Here is a 21,281-nt window from a genome sequence, read left to right on the forward strand (position 1 = left end):
ATACTAACATAGCGAAAATTTAGAGTCAAACTTTTTTGGATAATAGTATGTAGTAGCCTTTTTTCTTTACAGCCACTTCGACATTACCAAATAACAGCTCTAGTTTATCCATGGCGGAAGGAGCGCCTTGCTTTTTTTGAATGACAACCCATAGTTCTCCACCAGTCACCAAACTTCGATAACTTTCTTCTAGAATTTCGTGGACTACACTTTTACCTGCGCGAATGGGAGGGTTCGTAAGAATTGCAGCGAATTGTTTAGATCCTACCTTTTCAAAACGGTCGCTTTCGTACACTTTAACATTAGCGATTCCGTTTGTAGCGGCATTTTCCTTCGATAATTCAACTGCCCGGCTATTTATATCTATCATTTCTACCGTTCTTTCGGGATAAGCCGCAGCAATTGATATTCCAATGGGGCCATAACCGCAACCAACATCAAGAATATTCCCTTTTACAGCTTTATTAAGATTGAAGGATTCTATCAAAAGACGAGAACCAAAATCAACTTCTTTTTTTGAAAAAACACCATTATCACTTTTAAAGTGGAATGTGCGTCCTTTTAATACAAAATCCCAAAATTTAGGATTGCTTTCGACATCCGGTTTTTGTGAGTAGTAATGCTCTGTCAGAGTCATCTCCCCCTATCAGAAAGGAATATTGAAGATTTAACGAGAGAAGAGATATGAAGAATGGATACTTACCTGTCATAAAGTTTGTACATCTTTACTAAATCGTCTACCATTTTTCTTTAAAAATGAAGAGAAAAAAGCTCGCCAGTGATAGCGAGCTTTTTGTTTATGCAAGATTACTTAACTTCAACGCCAGCTCCAACTTCTTCAAGTTTAGCTTTAAGTTCTTCAGCTTCCTCTTTAGAAACGCCTTCTTTGATTGCTTTTGGAGTGTTATCAACAACTTCTTTCGCTTCTTTAAGTCCAAGACCAGTTGCTTCACGAACAGCTTTGATAACTTTGATTTTTGAATCTCCAGCAGATGTAAGAACTACATCAAACTCAGTTTTTTCTTCAGCAGCAGCGCCACCAGCAGCAGCTACAGCTACAGGTGCAGCAGCAGTTACGCCAAATTCTTCTTCGATTGCTTTTACAAGGTCGTTTAATTCTAAAACAGTCATGTTTTTAACTGCTTCAATGATTTGATCTTTAGTCATTGTTATTTCCTCCTCGAAATGGTTGGTTTTTTTTTGAATCAATAGGCAAGATAAGCGGTTAGCTTACGCGCCTTGTTCTTCTTTTTGTTCTGCAACTGCTTTTGTAGCAAGAGCAAGACCGCGCATAGGTGCTTGTAGCACACTTAGCAACATTGAAAGTAGGCCTTCGCGTGAAGGTAGTTCTGCAAGAGCTTTAATGTCTTCAGCAGATGCTACGTTTCCTTCGATAACTCCAGCTTTGATTTCTAACGCTTCATGTTTTTTCGCAAAATCGTTAAGGATTTTAGCTGGCGCAATAACATCTTCATTTGAGAATGCAATTGCGTTTGGTCCTGTTAAAGATTCGTTTAAAGAGCTAAGTTCAGCACTTTCAGCAGCACGACGAGTTAAAGAGTTTTTGTAAACCTTGAACTCAACGCCAGCATCACGAAGTTGCTTACGAAGTTCTGTTAATTCAGCAACAGTCAATCCACGGTAGTCAACAACAACTGTGGATTTGCTAGCTGTTAATTTACCAGTAATCTCAGCAACGATAGTTTGCTTTTGTTCAATAATTGCGTTCATCCTTACACCTCCTGTAGATTTGCTTGAAAACATTTATACCGTTTCAAAGAAAAAGCCTTCATCTCTAATACAGACATGAAGGCAGTAATTTCAAAGGTCATAGTCAACGACTATTTTTATCGAATTACCTCGGCAGGGAATTAAGCTCTTGTGGAGCACCTACTGTCTTCGGTACAAATGATATTCATTTATCACAACAAAACATATTATAACAACAATAGTTTTGGAATGTCAAATTATTTATTGAAAGAAGAAGAATCAACTTTCACACCAGGGCCCATTGTAGTCGTTACAGAAATATTCTTCATGTAAGTTCCTTTAGCAGCCGCAGGTTTAACTTTCATTAATGTATCAAAGATAGTAGTGAAGTTTTCCACTAGTTTAGCATCTTCGAAAGATACTTTACCGATTGGAGCATGGACGTTACCAGCTTTATCTACGCGGTATTCAACTTTACCTGCTTTGATCTCATTAACAGCTTTCGTTACATCAAATGTAACTGTGCCAGTTTTAGGGTTTGGCATTAAGCCTTTAGGTCCTAATACGCGACCAAGTTTACCAACTTCACCCATCATGTCAGGAGTCGCAACGATTACGTCGAATTCGAACCATCCTTGTTGGATTTTGTTGATGTAGTCAGATTCGCCAACGAAGTCAGCACCAGCAGCTTCAGCTTCTTTTGCTTTTTCGCCTTTTGCGAATACTAATACGCGTTGAGTTTTACCAGTTCCGTTCGGAAGCACAACTGCTCCACGAATTTGTTGGTCAGCTTTCTTAGGGTCTACACCCAAACGGAAAGCAACTTCAACAGTCGCATCGAATTTTGTGAAGTTTGCTTTTTTAACAACTTCAATCGCTTCAGTTACAGCGTATGCTTTTGAAACTTCAACAAGCTTAGCTGCTTCAAGATACTTTTTACCTTTTTTAGCCATGATATAAATCCTCCTAAATTGTGGTTTTAACGGAATTACCTCCCACGAATAAAGGTTGCGAGTATCAATCGCAACCCCGTAGAAACAAATAACAATTACATGGATTAGTCTTCGATGACAATACCCATGCTGCGAGCAGTACCTTCAACCATACGCATTGCAGCTTCAACGTTTGCAGCGTTTAGGTCAGGCATTTTAGTTTCAGCAATCTCGCGCACTTGATCACGCTTGACTGTAGCAACTTTTTTACGGTTAGGTTCACCAGAACCAGACTCGATACCTGCTGCTTTCTTAAGTAGTACTGCAGCGGGTGGAGTTTTTGTAATGAATGTAAATGAACGGTCTTCAAATACCGTGATTTCAACAGGAATAATTAGACCAGCTTGGTCTGCTGTACGAGCGTTGAACTCCTTACAGAATCCCATGATGTTTACACCAGCTTGACCTAATGCAGGACCAACCGGCGGTGCAGGATTCGCTTTACCAGCAGGAATTTGCAATTTAACCATTTTAATTACTTTTTTAGCCACGAGACACACCTCCTTATAAGTCCGTGATGTGGTAATAGGGATATACCCTCCCACTCATCTTGAATTCTTTATATGTTAATAAAGAATACTTGTATCGTTGAGGCCTAAAAATTTGAAACATACTGACCTTTGAAATTTTACCACTTCCAAAAGGCTTTTTCAAGTTTTTTTCCGTTTATAATTTTTCCACTTGATTAAAGTCTAGTTCTACCGGCGTATCGCGGCCGAACATATTAACAAGAACTCGGACTTTTCCTTTATCTGTATCAAGTTCTTCGATAGGCCCAGCAAATGTTGCAAATGGTCCTTCTTTCACTTGAACAGTGTCGCCGACTTCAAAGTCGATGTCAAATTTACTTTCGTCAACACCCATGCGTTTAAGGACAACTTCTATTTCTTCATCAAGCAGTGCTGTCGGTTTAGATCCCGCTCCTGATGAACCTACGAAACCTGTTACACCAGGTGTATTGCGGACTACATACCAAGAATCATCGGTCATGATAATTTCTACCAGTACATATCCTGGGAAAACCTTTTTCTTCGTTACTTTCGTTTTGCCATCTTTGACTTCGGTTTCTTCTTCCTCAGGAACTACTACGCGGAAGATTCTATCTTCCATCCCCATTGTTTCAACACGCTTCTCCAGATTGGCCTTTACCTTGTTTTCATAACCTGAATAGGTGTGAACTACATACCAATTCTTTTCCATGTTTTAGGACTGTGACGTCCTTCCCTCCCTGCAATCAATCATTTTCTTTATGAAACTTTATTTTCTAACGATCTAGCCAAAATTAACATCCTGCACTATCCCGACTTGTCTAAAGAATAACAGCAATGCTAGAGTTTGAACTTTTTCTTAAAAAAGACAAATTAAAAAACCCGTTTCCGGGCTTTTCTGCTGACACATATTATTCTATCACTATTATACCTTATTTTCGAATCTCTTATTCAATAACTAAGCGAATTAATTCGGAAATGCCCATATCGACCACTAAAAAGAATAAAGCCATAAACAACACAGTCGTCACTACAACGATTGTATATTTGGTTAATTCTTTACGTTTTGGCCAGCTTACTTTACGCATTTCACGAGTGACTCCGCTGAAAAATTCGGTTAAGCGTTTCATGAATGTATCCTCCAAGCATTAGACTGCTTCTGTCAATCTATTTATAAAACGGTTATTTTGTTTCCCTATGATTCGTATGTGAATTACAGGTGCTGCAAAATTTCTTTAATTCTAGTCGTTCAGCGTTGTTTGACTTATTGCTTTCATAATTATAATTTCTTGAACCACAATCGGTGCAAGCTAGTGTGATTTTCTTTTGCAATTGATACACCTATCCTATCTACTATTTCCATAAAACCTTATCACGGCTGGCTTTTATTGTCAATAACAAGGTGAGGCCACCTAAGTCCATGTCAACTCTATCAGCCTTTGTCTACCATAAGTGAATGCATCATCCAAGTGGAGTTAGTGTCAGATGAAATAAAGCGGAAAAGGCGGAGGGACTATAAACTGATCTCCCTTACTTCCAGATAACGCTCGAGCTTTCTTTTCACCCTCTGGAGGGCATTATCGATCGACTTCACATGACGATTCAACTCTTCTGAGATTTCCTGATAGGTTTGCCCATCTAAATAAAGGGCTAATACCTTTCTTTCCAAATCGCTCAGCAGCTCGGCCATTTTCAATTCGATATCGTCAAACTCTTCTTTATTGATAATCAGTTCTTCTGGGTCTAATACCTTCGTACCCGATATAATATCCATGAGAGTACGGTCGGACTCCTCATCATAAATGGGCTTGTCCAGGGAAACATAGGAATTGAGCGGAATATGCTTTTGACGTGTTGCTGTTTTAATAGCGGTAATGATCTGTCTCGTAATACATAATTCGGCAAATGCTTTAAAAGAAGAAAGCTTATCGCCTTTAAAATCACGGACAGCCTTATACAAACCAATCATGCCTTCTTGAACGATGTCTTCCTTATCTGCACCTATTAAAAAATATGTCCTTGCCTTCGCTCTTACAAAATTACGATACTTTTGAATCAGATAATCCAGTGCTTCACTGTCTCCAGTGTGTACTAACTCAATTAATTCTTCATCATCGAACTGCAGATACTTTTCGTTCAGTTTCATACCGAAATTGAGACCCAAATTATATCCCCCTGACCTGACTCAGATAGAAATATTATACAGCAGGTAAAAAATACCCGTCAATGGTTCAAATTTTCCCCCGACGCCATTTTTCGAATATTTCCGCTACTTCTTCACTTAAAGGAATTTTAGCCGTAGGTTTTACCGCCGCTGTTTTTTGGACATCTTTTTTTATTTCTCCCTGAATTTCCTCCATATCCATTAGCAGTTCACGGGCAGATTTCCTTAGGGCCCCTTGGCCAAAGATGACCCATTGCTCCGTAAAGTCTGAAGTAGCCACTTGAATCTGCGTCTTGATATTATTCAGTTCAATCGCCATCTTTTCTATTCTCTCATCGGCTGTTTCATTTTCTTTCGTGAAAATTACGTCGACTTTATGATTCTTGAAAATACGGGCTATTCCCTGGACATATTGGGCATCGAATACGACAATGACCCGGGACCCAGTAAACGCCTGATATTCCGCCATCATTTCTATCAGTCTGTCTCTTGCTGCAGCAAGGTCTCTTTCTTTCAATTCTCTCAGTTCCGGCCAGGCTCCAATAATGTTGTAACCGTCCACTAACAGAATATTCATCTCATTATTGCCCTAGAGGGTTTCTTTTTCTGTAGACCTCATACATCAATAAACCTGCTGCCACCGATGCATTTAATGATGTTACTTTCCCGGCCATAGGAAGACGAATTAGAAAATCACATTTTTCTTTCATTAACCGTGCCATTCCCTTGCCTTCACTTCCAATAACAAGGCCAATAGGCATATTCCCGTCCATGTTCCGGTAATCATCGCTACCTTTCGCATCGGTACCCACAATCCAGACACCGCGTTCTTTTAACTCTTCGACTGCTCTTGCCAAATTCGTGACCCGTGCAACCGGAATATACTCAATGGCCCCTGTCGATGCTTTCGCAACCGTTGCCGTTAAACCAACTGCTCTACGCTTTGGAATGATGATTCCGTGAGCTCCGACCGCATCCGCTGTTCTCATGATTGACCCTAGATTATGTGGATCTTCTACTTCATCCAGAATCATGAAGAAGGGAGCCTCATCCCGTTCAGCCGCTTTGGCAAATAAATCGTCCAACTCTACATAATCGTAAGCTGCGACTTGCGCTACGACTCCTTGATGGATACCTTCTACCATTTGGTCTATTTTTTTCTTAGGTACGATTTGTACGAATACCTTTTTTTCTTTTGCAAGTCCGATTAGCGGAAGCATGGACCCTTTCTGTGAGCCCTCTGATATCCAAATTTTATTAATATCCCGTTCGGAGCGAAGTGCTTCCAAGACGGGGTTTCTTCCAATGATAAATTCTTCACTCATGGGTTATTTCCCCTTTTCTTCTTCAATGAATTGAATTGATTTTTCAACAAGGTCTTCCATTCTTTCTATTCGGCCGGATAAATACAGAAAGCCCATAAGCGCCTCAAAGGCAGTGCTATACCGATACGTTTGCACATCTGTATTCTTCGGAACCGACCCGGACTTCGCATTACGACCTCTACGGACGACAGCGGTCTCTTCTTCTGATAACCAACCTGACTCTAGAAAAAAGTGAATGATTTTGCTCTGCGCTTTAGCCGATACAAAAGATGTCGCTTTTTTATGAAGCAGATTAGGCTTAACTGCCCCGTTTTGAATAAGGTGATGCCGTATGTAGGTTTCGTATACGGCATCTCCCATATAGGCTAGAGCAAGACTATTTAACATTTTTTCGTCTACCTTATTATCATATTGAAGCATCTGTTACCCTCTTTTCCATCTTGTACCTTGAGGGGTATCCTCTAATATAATGTTCATGTTCTTTAGACGATCACGAATCTCATCAGACAACCCAAAGTTACGGTCTTTCCTAGCTTGAATCCTTTGTTGAATTAAACTCTCGATTTCCTCGTCCAATAATCCCTCTTCCTCTTCAAGGGAAAAGCCCAGGACGGAGAGTAGATTTTGGAATTTACCAAGAAAAGCTTTAATGACTTCCTGGTTAGTATTCTTCTCCATCAAGTAATAATTCGCTTGCTTAGACAGTTCAAAAAGAATGGATATCGCGTTCGCCGTATTGAAATCATCGTCCATTTCCTTAATGAATTGTTCGTGCAGTTCATCGATTTTCTGCAACCATACCTCATTATTTTCTGTTAACCCATCGCTTACTTGAAGGCGATGTTTCAGGTTTTGATAGGACGTTTTCAAGCGATCGAGAGCAGCCGTTACATTTTCAAGCACTTCTTCACTATAATTGATTGGATGACGATAATGTACGGATAACATAAAGAAACGCAATACTTGTGGGTCATACTTCTGTATGATGTCATGAACAAGAATAAAATTGCCTAATGACTTCGACATTTTTTCATTATCAATATTGATGTATCCATTGTGCATCCAATAATTCGCAAAGGATTTTCCCGTTAACGCCTCGGATTGTGCAATTTCATTTTCATGATGGGGAAAAGCTAAATCCTGACCGCCTGCATGGATATCAATCGTATCACCAAGGTACTTCTTAACCATCGCTGAGCATTCTATATGCCAGCCAGGGCGCCCCATCCCCCATGGGCTTTCCCAAGAAATTTCGCCAGCCTTCGCCGCTTTCCAGAGGGCAAAGTCAAGCGCATCCTGCTTCTTCTCGCCGACTTCAATACGAGCTCCGACCCGCAGTTCATCAATGGACTGATGAGACAACTTCCCATACCCATCGAATTTACGAGTGCGAAAATACACATCCCCTTCGGATTCATACGCATAGCCTTTTTCAATCAACGTCGAAATGAATTCAATGATTGTATCCATGTTTTCCATTACGGTTGGATGTTCATCCGCTTTTTTGCAACCTAGAGCAGAAACATCTTCAAAATACGCTTGAATAAAACGCTCTGAGATGGTTGGGACATCCTCCCCTAGTTCTTTGGCAGCTCGAATTAGCTTATCATCCACATCCGTGAAATTCGAAACGAAATGCACATCGTATCCTCTATACTCCAAGTATCTTCTCACGGTATCGAATACGATTGCTGGCCTAGCATTCCCAATATGAATGTAGTTATAGACTGTAGGCCCGCATACATACATTTTCACTTTTCCTTCTTCCATCGGTACGAAGGTTTCCTTCTGTCTAGTCGCTGTGTTATATATTTTTATCGCCATTTTTATAAACTCCTTTCTTCCTGCTTCCATTTTGCTAACTCTGTTTTCAAAGCATGAATTTCCCTATCCATTTCCTTTAGACGGTCAGCAATTGGATCAGGAAGATCTGAATGATTAAAATCTTTCTTGATTTTTATGCCATCTTGAATGACGACTTTTCCAGGAATGCCAACCACCGTTGAATTAGCGGGCACTTCCTTTAAAACGACCGAGCCTGCACCAATTTTGGAATTTTCACCGACGGTAATCGAGCCAAGCACTTTGGCTCCCGTGGCAATCAATACGTTATCTTTTATCGTAGGATGACGTTTGCCTTTTTCCTTTCCCGTTCCTCCAAGTGTCACTCCTTGGAAGACAGAGACATTGTCACCAATCTCGCATGTCTCACCAATGACAATCCCCATCCCATGATCGATGAAGAAACGACGACCTATTGTAGCCCCGGGGTGAATCTCAACCCCGGTAAAAAACCGACTGATTTGTGATACACTTCTGGCCAGGAAAAAGAACTTTTTCTTGTATAGTACATGAGCCATCCGATGACTCCATATTGCATGCAACCCTGCATACGTTAAAATAACTTCTAAATAGCTACGCGCTGCAGGATCCTGTTCAAAAACCACTTCGATATCCTCTTTAAACATCTTTAACATGATGATTCCCCCCTATGCTATATCCTTTTAGTCATCCCTTATTTTAAAGCATATAAAAAAGCGCCTCTGTCCAAATAGACAGAGACGCTTTGAAGCGCGGTTCCACTCTGTTTGGAATGAATAGCAGGACCAAAGGCCAACTTGTTCCATTCCCAACTTTTATCCTGTAACGGAGGACATTCCGCCTATGCCTACTAGAGGTTAGTTCAGCAAAGGACTCAAGGGTGCATTTCGGAAAACGAGAGGCTTGAACCATTTTCAGCAGGTTATGGTTCTCTCTAATAAGCTTCGTTTACTTACTTCTCCCTATCTACGCGTTCTTTTGTAAGATTATTAATTACTATATTACATTTTTGTCTAATTGTTAATATTAAATACTTAGAATGCGTTGTTTAATTTTTTCTTTGCCCAGTAGGGAAATCGCTTTTGGTAGGTCAGGACCATGAGTTTGACCAGTCACCGCCGCACGGATTGGCATGAATAACTTTTTACCCTTATGTCCTGTGCTTTTTTGTACCGCTTTGATCGATTTCTTGATTTCGTCGGCTTTAAATTCCTCAAGCCCTTCTATTTCTTTAAGGAAGGCTTCCATGACTTCAGGTACTTGTTCCTCCGCTAGGACTTCTTTCGCTTCAGGCTCATATTCAAGATCATCTTTGAAGAATAGTTCGGAAAGTTCAACGATTTCCGCCCCATAACTCATCTGTTCTTGATAAAGAGAAACTAGACCACGCACCCACTCTTCTTCTTCCGGAGAACGTGTTTCAGAAATCTTGCCGGCCTTCACTAGGTGAGGGATGGACAATTGCACTGCACGTTCCTCATCCAATTGCTTCACATACTGATTATTCATCCAAGTGAGTTTTTGCTTATCGAATAGGGCCGGTGATTTGGATAGACGGTCCGCTTCGAAAAGTTTAATGAACTCTTCCTTAGGGAAGATCTCTTCCTCGCCGCCTGGTGACCATCCAAGTAAAGCAATGAAGTTGAATAAAGCTTCAGGCAAGTAACCCAACTCTTCATATTGTTCGATGAATTGGATAATTGATTCATCACGCTTACTTAATTTTTTCCGGCTTTCATTGACGATCAACGTCATGTGTCCGAACACAGGAGGCTCCCACCCGAATGCTTCATAAATCATTAATTGCTTAGGTGTATTAGAAATATGGTCATCACCGCGAAGTACATGCGAAATCTTCATTAGGTGGTCATCGACCGCTACCGCAAAGTTATACGTCGGGATTCCATCTTTTTTGATAATGACAAAATCGCCAAAGCCATCCGTCTCAAATGAAACATCATCCTTAACCATATCTTTGAAAGTAAGGACTCTGCCCGAAGGAACGGCGAATCGAATACTCGGTTTTCTGCCTTCAGCCTCTAGTTTTGCTTGATCTTCCGCTGTTAAATGACGACACTTACCGGAATACTTGGGTGTTTCGTTCCTTTCAACCTGTCCTTCACGTTCTGCTTCAAGCTCTTCTTCCGTACAATAGCATTTATAAGCCAACCCTTTGTCAAGAAGCTCTTGGTACAACCCTTGATAAATGTCGTTCCGCTCTGATTGACGATACGGTGCGAACTCCCCGCCAATATCAACGCCTTCATCCCAATCCATTCCAAGCCATTTTAAATACTTCAGTTGGCTTTCTTCTCCGCCCTCTATATTTCTTTTTTTGTCAGTATCTTCAATGCGGATTATGAATTTTCCACCATTATGACGTGCATACAGATAATTAAATAAAGCAGTCCTCGCATTTCCTATATGTAAATGTCCAGTCGGACTTGGTGCATAGCGAACTCGAATATCGCTGTTCATGATATATATAGACCTCCCAGTCTCTCTTTTCTTCGTTTTATTTTACCATTTAACCTCAAGGGAATAAAGGTTTCCACCTAAACGACAATCAGTTAGTTTTAACCAACAAGACAACAGCCTGTGCTGCGATTCCCTCGCTTCTGCCCGTGAATCCAAGTTTCTCGGTCGTAGTCGCCTTCACATTGATTTGATCCACTGAAGCATCTAAAAGCTCTGCTATCCTTACACGCATTTCTTCAATATACGGCGCCATTTTAGGGCTTTGGGCAATAATTGTACAGTCTGCATTACCCAACTCATAACCTTCTTTTTTGACGATTGCCCAAATATACTGCAATAACTTAGCGGAATCAGCATCCTTAAATTCCGGATCGGTATCCGGAAAATGCTTGCCGATATCACCTGCACCAATTGCACCCAAACAAGCATCTGCAACCGTATGTAGCAATACATCAGCATCTGAATGCCCAAGTAACCCTTTCTCATGCGGGATTGTTATCCCTCCAATTATTAAAGGCCTACCTTCAACTAGCTGATGTACGTCATATCCCTGGCCAATTCGAAACATCTCATTCTCCCCTATCTTCACTTTTCAAGTTGTTGTTTATGTAAAATCGCGTCCGCAAAATATAAATCTTCCTGAGTCGTAATCTTAATATTATCATAATTGCCTTCAATAATGACTACCTGTTCATCGATCCGTTCTAGCAAGCTTGAATCATCCGTACCTAAATACGACTCCGCTTCCGCTTTTTCATGGGCGTTAATTAATATGGATGCACGAAAAGCTTGTGGTGTCTGTACCGCCCACAAGCTTGATCGTTCCACTGTTTCCGTGACTGACCTGTCATTTGCTTTTTTAATCGTATCCTTTACGGGGACTGCAATGATGGCTCCACCATGGAGACTGGCTGCGGACGTTAATTCACTAATTTGCTCTTGGGCGATAAAAGGACGTGCCCCGTCATGGACTAGAATTATCTCTTCCCTCACATACTTCAATGCATTATGGACGCTCTGTTGACGTTCCTTACCACCTTCAACGAGTTTCTTGACCTTCTTAAATCCGAAGGAAGCCACCATTTCCTTGAAGTAATCCTCTTCTGTTGGGTTTATCGAAAGGAAAATACCCCGGCAGTTTGGATCCTCTTCAAAGACACGAAGGGTGTAGACAATGATCGGGGTACCCGATAGTTCAATAAAAAGCTTGTTCTTGCCGGCCTTCATTCTCTTTCCTTGTCCGGCTGCAGGTATCACTACTTCATAAAACATAACGGTTTCTCCTACTCTTCTTTATAATGCTTTTTCTAATAGTTTAGGTTTAGCAAAGATCATCCGACCCGCTGATGTTTGAAGAACGCTTGTCACAAGGACATCAATACGTTTTCCAATATAATCGCGTCCGCCTTCGACAACGATCATCGTCCCATCATCCAAATAGGCAACACCTTGATTTTGCTCTTTCCCATCCTTAATCACCTGTACATTCATTTCTTCCCCGGGTAGTACGACGGGTTTTACGGCGTTCGCTAAGTCATTTATATTGAGGACCGCTACATTTTGGAACTCGCATACTTTATTTAAATTGAAATCATTAGTGACCACCATGCCACCTGAAATCTTGGCAAGCTTCACTAATTTACTATCGACTTCCTGGATGTCTTCGAAATCCCCTTCGTACATCTCCACTTTAATCGGAAGGTCTCTTTGAATCCTATTCAGGATATCCAAGCCCCTTCGACCCCGGTTTCTTTTCAAGGCATCAGAGGAATCCGCAATGTGTTGAAGCTCATTTAATACAAACTGAGGTATCACGATGGTTCCTTCGAGGAAGCCGGTCTGACAAATATCCGCAATTCTCCCATCAATGATAACGCTTGTATCGAGGATCTTCAACCGTTTGCTGTAGCCTTCCTCATCCTCTTCGGCCATTTCCCCGTCAGAGGCTTTTTTCTTATTGTTTTTGGAGAAAAGATTCAGCAGTTCATCACGCTTTTTAAAACCGACCTGAAACCCTAGGTATCCAAATAAAAGCGTAAGAATAATAGGCACGACTGTATTTAAAATGGGGACTCGAATCGCACTGAAGGCCGACCCTACTAAAAACGCCGCAAGCAGACCAACTAAAAGGCCCACACTTCCAAAAATTATATCGGTAATTGGAAACTTAACCAGTTGTTCTTCTAACCACTTCATAAAATAGACCACATGATCTACTGCCCAAAAAGTAATAAGATAAAAGATAATAGCACCCAACAGTACACTAACATAAGGATTGTTTAATAAAGCAATATCATCTGCATGGACAACACTTAATAATTCAGGAATAAGTAGCATACCAAGTGTCCCACCAATTATTAAGAAACATGCCTGTATAATGCGTTTTAACATTCCCTTTCACCTCCCTCTTCTCATTATTGACCAATCCAAAAAAAATGAAACCATTGAAAATTCGTTTTCACTATATATCAAGAAATTCCCTGAAGGACTCCTGTGATGTATCCATATTGTCCCTTCTCTTTATCGTAATTTTAGCCTAGCATCCTGGGTTTTGGGTGTCAAAAATAAACACTATTCAATTTCAAGCTAAAATAGGAAAATTTAGAAAGTGGGATCACTTTACATCCTTCGATTAGTGACAAGTTGATTTTTTAATATCCGAAGACCCTCTCTAATTTTATTCGCGCGAACTTCCCCAATTCCTTCCACTTCATCAAGTTGCTCAACCGTCGCCTTATTGATTTCTTTAAAGCAATCAAATTGTTTCACTAGATTATCGATGATCAGACCTGGTAATCGGGGGATTTTATGAAGGATTCGGTACCCCCTGGCATGGACAGGGGCATCTACATGAATATGACCCTGGTACCCCAGTATCTTCAGCAGGATGCTCTCATCTAGCTTTTCCTGCATGGCAAGTTCCTGAAGGCGAAGAATGGTTTCCTCCGGATTATCTTCCTTATTGGACGAGTAATCTTTGATAAGCCATTTTCCTTCTGTTTCGATATCTGCTAATATCTCATTCATCTGCAGGCGAATCAGCCTACCTTCTGTACCCAGTTCATTGAGGTATGTCAGTAACTCCGCTTTGATTCGAAGAACCATCACGTACCGGTGGAACACTTGCAAAAGATCCTCGTACGTTACTATTTCCTCGAATTCGAGGGCTCCCAATACCGAAATGCTCTGCTGTAGCACGACCTTATACTTTTCCAGGGTCTGGATGGCCAGATTGGCTTTCGCGAGGATGACTCCTATATCTTTAAGGGCATATCGAAAATTCCCCTGGTATAGGGTGATAACAGTCCTCCGCTGAGAAATGGCAATCACTAATGATTTCGTCTCCCTCGCTACCCTTTCCGCTGTTCGATGCCTCATTCCGGTCTCTGTAGATGGCGCACTATTATCCGGGACCAATTGTGCATTGGCAAATATGATTTTGTCGGCCTTCTCGTTCAAAATGATGGCTCCATCCATTTTTGCCAACTCATATAATGTACTTGGGGTACAGGCACAGTTAATTTGGAAACCACCATCCACAATCGCTCGTACTTTTTCGTTGTACCCCACAACAATCAATCCACCCGTATTCGCCCTTAATACATTTTCAATTCCTTCTCGAAGAGGTGTGCCTGGGGCCACAATTTGCAAAATCTCCAACTTTGTTTTCTCATACCCTTTTTTCTCTGTCATCCTTAACCCCCTAGCGTATGGTGAAGCGCCTCAGAAACTGATGAAACCCCAATGATTTTGATGCCATTTGGAGCAGTCCAGCCCCCTATATTATTGGCTGGGATGATGACCCGTTCAAATCCGAGCTTCGCTGCCTCCTGAACTCGTTGTTCAATCCGGGAGACCCTTCTAACTTCCCCCGTCAACCCCACTTCACCAATAATGCAATCGGCTGGATTCGTGGACTTGTCACGGAAACTTGATGCAATACTAATGGCAACTGCCAGATCTATGGCTGGTTCATCCAATTTAACGCCCCCCGCGACTTTTAGGTACGCATCTTGGTTTTGCAGGAGCAAACCGACTCTCTTTTCTAAAACTGCCATTAAAAGTGAAACTCGGTTATGGTCAATTCCAGTGGCCATTCTCCTTGGGTTTCCGAAACTAGTCGGTGATATCAGGGCTTGTATTTCGACAAGTACTGGTCTTGTCCCCTCCATCGAGGCGACAACGGTCGATCCTGAAGCACCTTGGGAACGCTCCTCAAGGAAGATTTCCGATGGATTCGCCACTTCTTCCAAACCATGTTCCTTCATCTCAAAAATGCCCATTTCATTTGTCGAACCGAATCGATTCTTGACTGCACGGATTATCCGATATGTATGGTGTCTTTCTCCCTCAAAATATAAAACGGTATCCACCATATGTTCAAGCAGACGAGGTCCGGCAATCGCCCCTTCTTTTGTAACATGTCCCACGATAAAAATGGCAATTCCATTGGTCTTGGCAATGCGCATTAAAGAAGATGTACATTCCCTCACTTGGGAAACGCTTCCCGGGGCTGAAGTCACTTCCGAATGGTACACGGTTTGAATGGAATCAATGATGACCAGGTCTGGCTTTACCTCTTGGATGGCCTGCTGGATATAGTCCATATCGGTCTCGGCATACACCAATAAGTTCTCCGACATCGCTCCTAACCGATCCGCTCTTAACTTCGTTTGTTTGATGGATTCTTCCCCAGAAATATATAATACTTTCTTCTGTTTATGAGCTAATTGTGCAGACACTTGCAAAAGGAGTGTTGATTTGCCTATCCCCGGGTCTCCGCCGATCAATACAAGTGATCCTTGGACAATACCACCGCCAAGTGCACGATTCAATTCTGCCAAATCCGTCGTAATGCGTGGTTCTTTGTCCGACTGAATGGTTGTGATGGGTGTCGCCTTTTCACGCTCTGCAGATCCCCTCACTTCTGAATGGGTAAATGCTCCCTTTCGAGCTGGCTTAACAATCTCCGTCTCTTCAACCATCTTGTTCCATTCCCCGCATCCAGGGCATTTTCCCATCCATTTTGCTGACTCATACCCACAAGATTGACACATGAATTTCGTTTTCTTTTTTGCTGCCATAGTAACTCCTCTTTCTCATAATACTCATGTAAAAGATATTATATATTGGTTTTATTTAATCCTTCTTATTTAAAGTTATTAAGAAATTTATTTTTACTCTCTATTCGATTCATCTTATAGAGTAGTTCCTCTAGGTACAATTTCGTCATGAATAAAAACAGAGGTACACTGCTGAGAAATCTGAGTGTACCTCGAAGTTAAAGAATGACTTTATTCACTTATGTTGACGGGATCGCCATTTCTGACCGCAAATTTATTGTCCACGACATCCATCACGACCGTTTGCCCTTTTTTCACATTTCCTTTGAGCAGTTCTTCAGATAGGTAATCTTCGACATGTTTTTGTAGTGCCCTGCGAATTGGACGTGCCCCATATTCCGGATCATATCCTTCAGATGCTACTTTTTCTCTAGCTGCATCTGTAAGCTCTAAGAAAATTTCCTGTTCCTTCAAACGGGAGATGAGCTGATTGGACATCAACGTAACGATTTGTTTCAAATGATCCTTTTCTAATGAATGGAAGACGATCGTCTCATCAATACGATTCAGGAATTCTGGACGGAAAGCACGTTTTAATTCTTCCATCACTTTCCCTTTCATATTTTTGTAGTCTTGACCAGTGTCCTGAATATTGAAGCCTACATACTTATCAGTCTTCAATGCAGAAGCTCCGACATTCGATGTCATAATCAGAATCGTGTTCCTGAAATCAACAGTACGGCCTTTTGAATCCGTCAATCTTCCGTCTTCAAGGACCTGTAGAAGAATGTTGAATACATCTGGATGTGCCTTTTCAATTTCATCAAGTAGAACGACGGAGTATGGCTTTCTACGTACTTTTTCAGTCAGTTGTCCGCCCTCCTCATATCCCACATAGCCTGGAGGAGAACCAACTAGGCGTGAAGTTGAATGTTTCTCCATATATTCCGACATGTCGATACGGATCATGGCATCTTCATCACCGAACATGGATTCAGCCAATGCACGACCAAGTTCCGTTTTACCGACTCCTGTTGGCCCTAGGAAGATGAATGAGCCGATTGGACGTTTAGGATCCTTCAGCCCCGCTCTTGCACGTCGTACTGCTTTGGAAACGGCTATAACAGCCTCTTCCTGACCAATTACACGATCATGGAGAATAGATTCCATATTTAGAAGTTTATCTGACTCCGTTTGTGCCAATTTAGTAACCGGGACTCCAGTCCAGCTGGATACGACATGTGCGATGTCTTCCACCGTCACTTCACTATTTTCTTGCCCTTGTTTCTCTTTCCACGTTTTCTTTGTTTCTTCCAATTGTTCTCTTAAGCGTTGCTCCGTATCACGAAGCGATGCAGCCTTTTCAAACTCCTGGCTTTGAACGGAAGCGTCCTTTTCTTTCCGGACTTCATCTAATTTCACTTCAAGTTCTTTTAAGTTTGGAGGTGTAGTATATGAACGCAACCGGACTTTCGAACCTGCTTCATCAATTAAATCGATTGCTTTATCCGGAAGGAAACGGTCGGAAATATATCGATCAGATAACTTAACAGCCGCATCGATAGCCTCATCAGTGATTGATACACGGTGATGGGCTTCATACCGGTCACGTAACCCTTTAAGAATTTGAATGGACTCTTCTGTTGTTGGTTCATCCACTTGGATGGGTTGGAAGCGGCGTTCGAGTGCAGCATCCTTTTCGATATATTTACGGTACTCATCCAATGTGGTTGCACCGATACATTGCAGTTCACCACGGGCCAATGATGGCTTAAGGATATTAGATGCATCGATGGCACCTTCCGCCCCACCAGCACCAATCAATGTATGCAATTCATCAATAAACAAGATGATATTTCCTGCTTGACGGATTTCGTCCATCACTTTCTTTAATCGATCCTCGAATTCACCACGGTATTTCGTCCCCGCTACGACCGTCCCCATATCAAGTGTCATGACACGTTTATCACGTAGGATTTCAGGAACCTCATTATTGATGATTTGCTGTGCTAGGCCTTCAGCAATAGCAGTTTTACCCACCCCTGGCTCACCAATTAATACAGGGTTATTCTTCGTGCGTCTGCTCAACACTTCGATGACACGCTGAATTTCCTTGCCTCTACCAATGACAGGGTCCAAGCTGTCTTCACGAGCGATGGCCGTTAAATCACGAGCAAGACTATCAAGGGTTGGAGTGCTTGCATTAGAGGCGGTTGAACCTTGATGTCCACCTGACTCATTGCTACCTAATAGTTGTAATACTTGCTGTCTTGCTTTATTTAAACTGACGCCAAGGTTATTTAACACACGGGCTGCTACACCTTCTCCTTCTCGAATAAGTCCAAGGAGTACATGTTCTGTGCCTACATATGAATGACCTAATTTCCTTGCTTCATCCATGGATAGTTCAATGACTTTCTTCGCTCTTGGCGTATAATGAATCGTTTGGGCTTTGTCCTGGCCACGGCCGATTAAGTTTTCCACTTCTTTCTGGATCTTTTCCGCACCTAATCCGAGAGCGTATAATGCTTTGGCTGCAATACCGTCTCCCTCGCGAACTAAACCTAAAAGGATGTGCTCCGTACCAATATTATTATGACCTAACCGGATAGCTTCTTCTTGGGCTAATGCTAATACTTTCTGGGCTCTTTCAGTAAAACGACCAAACATCATAGGGAATTCCTCCTTTAGAATTTTCGTTTTGAATAAAGCTTTTGACTCTGCATAAAATCTTGCAGATGCTTCGCTTTAACATGTATAGCAGATGATCGATTGACTTTTCTATGAGAAGGAGGATTCTGTGAAATCCAAGTGTTCTCGTATAAGAGCTGCTCGACGGATATCCCTTTCATGTGTCCTTAAAGGTCCACCTGCGTATTTTTGTAAAAAGCCTGGCTGAGTCAGAATCATTAACTCATTTAGGATGCTTTTTGAAATGTTTTTTATATATCCTATATCTATCCCTAACCTAACATCGGAGATACAGGTAGCTGCTTCCTTGGTCCCAATGATTCGGGCATTTGATAATATACCATAGGATCGGAAAACCCTATCCTCTAATTGTATGTGAGAGGTCTTCACTAATGCATCTCTGGCTGACCTTTCCTGGGCAATGATCTGCTGAACTACACTCGTTAGATCCTCCACGATATCCTTCTCGGATTTTCCGAGAGTGATCTGGTTGGAGATTTGAAAGATGTTTCCTAGAGCTTGACTGCCCTCTCCATAAATCCCGCGAACCACCAGTCCCAATTGATTAATGGCCGGTATAATATGATTCATTTGCTGAGTTAGTACAAGACCCGGGAGATGCATCATGACTGAGGCCCTCAATCCTGTTCCCACATTAGTCGGACAGCTAGTTAAGTATCCTCTTTCTTCATCATATGCATAGTCTATGGATTCTTCAATCCAATCGTCAAGAACATTTGCGAGTCTTAAGGTTTCCTTAAGTTGCAATCCTGACATCAAGCACTGGATTCGGAGATGGTCCTCTTCGTTAACCATGATGCTTATTTCTTCATTCTCGGAAAGAAGGCATGCCCCTTTTGCCGATTCTTCCACTAAATGTGGGCTGATCAAATGTTTTTCAACAAGCACTCTCTTTTCCAGTGACTGCATTTGATCAATTTCCAGAAGTTCCAGCTTGCCAATCTCTTGGGTAATTTCCTCTTCAATTCTTTTCTTCACTAATTCAATGATTTCTTTTGCCTCTTCATTGGAAAAGGCGGTAGGAAAGGTAAAGTCTTTAAAATTTCTGGCTAAACGAATTCGTGAACTTAATACAATATCCATTTCTGGACCTTCATGATTCATCCAGGAACTCAAAGCGTTCTCCATAAATTTCTCCAAACTCATGATTCATCGCCCCCCTCCTGTGCCTCATACCTTTTTTCAAGGGAACGAACCTTATCTCTTACTTCGGCCGCCTTCTCGAACTCTTCCTGTTCGATGTGTACCTTTAAATTCTCTTTTAAGTCAGAAATTTGTTTTCGAAGGTAAATACCGCCACCAATTCTTTTTGGGATTTTCCCAATGTGTGCAGTATTTCCGCTATGAACCCTCTTTAGAATCGGATTTAACTGATCATTGAACGTTTTATAACACTCGGCACATCCAAACTTTCCAATATGGACGAATTCCTTATATGAACGATGACAATGAGGACAGCGTTTTTCTTCTGTCATAGGAAATGAATTAGCCTTTGTCTGTTGAATATTCGACTCGATATTTAACAATCCTGCTAACAAATTATTTATTGAAAATCCATGCCCACCCGCATCCATGAACATCTCACCTTTTTCCTGAGCACATTTCTCACAAATCATGACTTCAGTCTTTTTTCCATTAATGATTTTGGTAAAGTGAAGAGTCGCAGGTCTTTGATGGCATTCTTGACAAATCATTCATTCATCACCTCTGCCAGTTTATTTATATTTTAAAGTTGTAAGCATGGCTGATAAAATTCGCGCCCTTAATTCATCACGATCAGGTAGGTCTATATAGATGACGGATCTATCAATGACACTCATCATGATTTTAGCTTCCCTTTCATTAATGACTTCCTCGCTCATCAGCCGAGCGATGACCCCTTCCGCCATAGATTGAGGCACTCTGGAACCAATAAGGGATAATAACTGGTTGATGAGTTGCACGTAATCCTGCGATTTCACCTTCATAATCCGAATATACCCGCCACCGCCACGCTTACTCTCAACAACATAGCCTCTTTCGATTGTAAACCTGGTATTAATTACGTAATTGATTTGAGAAGGAACACACTGAAATTTATCTGCTATTTCACTTCTTTTAATTTCTAGGATATCTTTCTGACTTATTTCTAGCACTTGCTTCAAATAAGTTTCGATAATATCAGATATGTTTCTCACTCAACCTCCTCCAATCTGACTTTGACTATATTTGACTATTATTATACAAGGAAAAATGCATATTGCAAATTAAAACGCACTAACTTCTTTTTGCATTACCTATTTTCTCCAAATTATATGTAGTTACATACCTATTGCACACGGTAAAATTAAAATATCTTTATAATTACCCCTAATGGATATATTCAAAACCACCTTAATCCTTTAATCGTACTTTTAGAACGCAAAAAAAGGCCAGCCTAATGGCTGACCTTTAAAATGGCTTGGCGGCGTCCTACTCTCACAGGGGGAAACCCCCAACTACCATCGGCGCTGAAGAGCTTAACTGCCGTGTTCGGAATGGGAACGGGT

Annotated in this window: 24 protein-coding genes, 1 rRNA gene and 2 other annotated features; all 25 genes read right to left on the reverse strand. The window is 41.4% G+C overall.

Going from position 1 to position 21,281, the window contains the following annotated elements; translation table 11 throughout:
* Positions 1-25: 25 nt before the first annotated feature.
* The gene (locus tag ACIQXQ_RS19420) at positions 26-631 is read right to left on the reverse strand and encodes a class I SAM-dependent methyltransferase (protein ID WP_402875762.1); all 606 of its coding nucleotides are present in this window, start codon (positions 629-631) and stop codon (positions 26-28) included.
* A 176-nt stretch (positions 632-807) separates the two neighbouring features.
* Positions 808-1,167 carry a 50S ribosomal protein L7/L12 gene (gene rplL, locus ACIQXQ_RS19425; RefSeq protein ID WP_402875724.1) on the reverse strand — a complete coding sequence of 120 codons (360 nt, stop codon included), beginning with the start codon at positions 1,165-1,167 and terminating at the stop codon, positions 808-810.
* Positions 1,168-1,230: 63 nt separating this feature from the next.
* Positions 1,231-1,731 carry a 50S ribosomal protein L10 gene (gene rplJ, locus ACIQXQ_RS19430; RefSeq protein WP_402875726.1) on the reverse strand — a complete coding sequence of 167 codons (501 nt, stop codon included), beginning with the start codon at positions 1,729-1,731 and terminating at the stop codon, positions 1,231-1,233.
* A 39-nt stretch (positions 1,732-1,770) separates the two neighbouring features.
* Positions 1,771-1,921 (reverse strand) — a sequence feature (ribosomal protein L10 leader region).
* 46 nt (positions 1,922-1,967) lie between these two features.
* Positions 1,968-2,663: a 50S ribosomal protein L1 gene (gene rplA, locus ACIQXQ_RS19435; RefSeq protein ID WP_402875727.1), complete on the reverse strand. Its 696-nt coding sequence runs from the start codon at positions 2,661-2,663 to the stop codon at positions 1,968-1,970.
* A gap of 104 nt (positions 2,664-2,767) precedes the next feature.
* A complete protein-coding gene (gene rplK, locus ACIQXQ_RS19440) occupies positions 2,768-3,193 on the reverse strand; it encodes a 50S ribosomal protein L11 (RefSeq protein WP_402875728.1) in 426 nt (141 codons plus the stop codon).
* 175 nt (positions 3,194-3,368) lie between these two features.
* On the reverse strand, positions 3,369-3,902 hold the full coding sequence (nusG, locus tag ACIQXQ_RS19445; protein WP_402875730.1) for a transcription termination/antitermination protein NusG: 534 nt from the start codon (positions 3,900-3,902) through the stop codon (positions 3,369-3,371).
* Positions 3,903-4,137: 235 nt separating this feature from the next.
* The gene (secE, locus tag ACIQXQ_RS19450) at positions 4,138-4,320 is read right to left on the reverse strand and encodes a preprotein translocase subunit SecE (RefSeq protein ID WP_402875732.1); all 183 of its coding nucleotides are present in this window, start codon (positions 4,318-4,320) and stop codon (positions 4,138-4,140) included.
* A gap of 52 nt (positions 4,321-4,372) precedes the next feature.
* Entirely contained in the window at positions 4,373-4,522 is a 150-nt protein-coding gene (rpmG, locus tag ACIQXQ_RS19455; protein ID WP_402875733.1) for a 50S ribosomal protein L33, read from the reverse strand.
* A 181-nt stretch (positions 4,523-4,703) separates the two neighbouring features.
* Entirely contained in the window at positions 4,704-5,336 is a 633-nt protein-coding gene (sigH, locus tag ACIQXQ_RS19460) for an RNA polymerase sporulation sigma factor SigH (protein ID WP_402875764.1), read from the reverse strand.
* A gap of 85 nt (positions 5,337-5,421) precedes the next feature.
* Entirely contained in the window at positions 5,422-5,931 is a 510-nt protein-coding gene (locus ACIQXQ_RS19465) for an NYN domain-containing protein (protein ID WP_402875735.1), read from the reverse strand.
* A gap of 4 nt (positions 5,932-5,935) precedes the next feature.
* Complete coding sequence (rlmB, locus tag ACIQXQ_RS19470) at positions 5,936-6,679, reverse strand: 23S rRNA (guanosine(2251)-2'-O)-methyltransferase RlmB (protein ID WP_402875738.1); 744 nt, start codon at positions 6,677-6,679, stop codon at positions 5,936-5,938.
* Positions 6,680-6,682: 3 nt separating this feature from the next.
* The gene (locus tag ACIQXQ_RS19475; RefSeq protein WP_402875740.1) at positions 6,683-7,099 is read right to left on the reverse strand and encodes a Mini-ribonuclease 3; all 417 of its coding nucleotides are present in this window, start codon (positions 7,097-7,099) and stop codon (positions 6,683-6,685) included.
* 3 nt (positions 7,100-7,102) lie between these two features.
* A complete protein-coding gene (gene cysS, locus ACIQXQ_RS19480; protein ID WP_402959581.1) occupies positions 7,103-8,503 on the reverse strand; it encodes a cysteine--tRNA ligase in 1,401 nt (466 codons plus the stop codon).
* 2 nt (positions 8,504-8,505) lie between these two features.
* Positions 8,506-9,156 carry a serine O-acetyltransferase gene (gene cysE, locus ACIQXQ_RS19485; RefSeq protein ID WP_402875743.1) on the reverse strand — a complete coding sequence of 217 codons (651 nt, stop codon included), beginning with the start codon at positions 9,154-9,156 and terminating at the stop codon, positions 8,506-8,508.
* A 77-nt stretch (positions 9,157-9,233) separates the two neighbouring features.
* Positions 9,234-9,478, reverse strand: a binding site (T-box leader).
* Positions 9,479-9,526: 48 nt separating this feature from the next.
* Entirely contained in the window at positions 9,527-10,978 is a 1,452-nt protein-coding gene (gene gltX / locus ACIQXQ_RS19490; RefSeq protein WP_402875745.1) for a glutamate--tRNA ligase, read from the reverse strand.
* Positions 10,979-11,066: 88 nt separating this feature from the next.
* Positions 11,067-11,546, reverse strand: coding sequence for a 2-C-methyl-D-erythritol 2,4-cyclodiphosphate synthase (ispF, locus tag ACIQXQ_RS19495; RefSeq protein ID WP_402875747.1), 480 nt, complete (start codon positions 11,544-11,546; stop codon positions 11,067-11,069).
* Positions 11,547-11,563: 17 nt separating this feature from the next.
* A complete protein-coding gene (gene ispD, locus ACIQXQ_RS19500) occupies positions 11,564-12,250 on the reverse strand; it encodes a 2-C-methyl-D-erythritol 4-phosphate cytidylyltransferase (protein ID WP_402875748.1) in 687 nt (228 codons plus the stop codon).
* Positions 12,251-12,271: 21 nt separating this feature from the next.
* On the reverse strand, positions 12,272-13,369 hold the full coding sequence (locus tag ACIQXQ_RS19505) for a PIN/TRAM domain-containing protein (protein WP_402959583.1): 1,098 nt from the start codon (positions 13,367-13,369) through the stop codon (positions 12,272-12,274).
* 228 nt (positions 13,370-13,597) lie between these two features.
* Entirely contained in the window at positions 13,598-14,671 is a 1,074-nt protein-coding gene (gene disA, locus ACIQXQ_RS19510; protein ID WP_402875752.1) for a DNA integrity scanning diadenylate cyclase DisA, read from the reverse strand.
* A gap of 2 nt (positions 14,672-14,673) precedes the next feature.
* Positions 14,674-16,062, reverse strand: coding sequence for a DNA repair protein RadA (gene radA, locus ACIQXQ_RS19515; protein WP_402959585.1), 1,389 nt, complete (start codon positions 16,060-16,062; stop codon positions 14,674-14,676).
* A gap of 210 nt (positions 16,063-16,272) precedes the next feature.
* Positions 16,273-18,714 carry an ATP-dependent protease ATP-binding subunit ClpC gene (gene clpC, locus ACIQXQ_RS19520; protein ID WP_402959587.1) on the reverse strand — a complete coding sequence of 814 codons (2,442 nt, stop codon included), beginning with the start codon at positions 18,712-18,714 and terminating at the stop codon, positions 16,273-16,275.
* Positions 18,715-18,822: 108 nt separating this feature from the next.
* Entirely contained in the window at positions 18,823-19,899 is a 1,077-nt protein-coding gene (gene mcsB / locus ACIQXQ_RS19525; protein WP_402959589.1) for a protein-arginine kinase McsB, read from the reverse strand.
* Positions 19,896-20,447, reverse strand: coding sequence for a protein-arginine kinase activator protein McsA (gene mcsA, locus ACIQXQ_RS19530; RefSeq protein WP_402875759.1), 552 nt, complete (start codon positions 20,445-20,447; stop codon positions 19,896-19,898). Before mcsA ends, mcsB begins: the two co-directional genes overlap by 4 nt.
* 21 nt (positions 20,448-20,468) lie before the next feature.
* A complete protein-coding gene (locus tag ACIQXQ_RS19535) occupies positions 20,469-20,930 on the reverse strand; it encodes a CtsR family transcriptional regulator (protein ID WP_402875761.1) in 462 nt (153 codons plus the stop codon).
* A gap of 261 nt (positions 20,931-21,191) precedes the next feature.
* A 5S ribosomal RNA gene (rrf, locus tag ACIQXQ_RS19540) occupies positions 21,192-21,281 on the reverse strand; the annotation flags it as partial.

Source organism: Peribacillus sp. NPDC097198 (genome assembly GCF_044762055.1).
Taxonomy (GTDB): domain Bacteria; phylum Bacillota; class Bacilli; order Bacillales; family DSM-1321; genus Peribacillus.